This is a genomic window from Streptomyces botrytidirepellens (assembly GCF_003721215.1).
In the GTDB taxonomy this organism is placed as follows: domain Bacteria; phylum Actinomycetota; class Actinomycetes; order Streptomycetales; family Streptomycetaceae; genus Streptomyces; species Streptomyces himastatinicus.
Window position 1 is genome coordinate 1 of record NZ_RIBZ01000394.1, and the last position, 804, is coordinate 804.

The 804-nt window shown below is 80.2% G+C and carries 1 pseudogene; it reads right to left on the reverse strand.

Annotated features, from left to right (window positions below):
• Nucleotides 1–804: pseudogene (locus tag EEJ42_RS31145) on the reverse strand (PucR family transcriptional regulator); the annotation flags it as partial.

Below are 804 nucleotides of genomic sequence, written 5' to 3' on the forward strand. Positions count from 1 at the left end.
CGGCGGGCGTGCCGGGCCTCCTCCAGCGCGCCGCGCAGCGCCTCGGCGGAGTGCACGGGGGCGCTGACGCCCAGCGTGAGCCGGGCGTCGTCGCCCAGCCCGCGGGCGAGCGGTTCGCCGACGGCCGCGAGCAGGGCGTCCGCGTGCAGCCCCGCCTCGTGGCCCGCCACCTCCGTGGACGCGGCGTCGGCATCGGTGTCGGTGGGTGCGGGCAGCGGGAGGAGCGCCACCGCCTCGTCCCCGGTGTGCGCCACGGCGATCCGGTCCGAGGGCCCGGCCCCGGCCGACCGCGGGTCCACCAGGATCTCTTCCAGCAGCGCCTGGGCCACCGGGCCGTCGCCCGGCTCCCCCTCCAGCCGCGCTACCACGACCTGCCAGTGCGGCGCGTCGCCGCTGCCGAGCCCCGGCAGCAGCACCGGCGCCGCCACCCGCAGCCGGGCCGCCACCTCGGCGGACGGCGCGCCCGCCTGGACCAGTTCCAGCACCTCCTGGGCGAGCTGCCGCCGCACCGTACCGGCCGCGTCCCGCCGGTCGCGCTCGACGGCGATCAGCTGGGTGACCCCGTGCAGCAGGTCCAGCCGCTCGTCCGGCCAGTCGCCCGCGTCCGCGGCGACCGCCAGCAGCCAGTCGGCGAGCGGGGACGCGGGGGTGTCGCCGGTGTCGCCGCCGCTCGTACCGCCGCGGATGGGGAAGAGGGAGTACGTCACTCCGTCGGCGGCGGTCAGCCGGTGCGGGCCGCGGCGCCCGGCGCGCCGGGCGGCCAGGTGCTCACCGGCCAGCCGGGTGCGGACCGGCTGCGGCAGC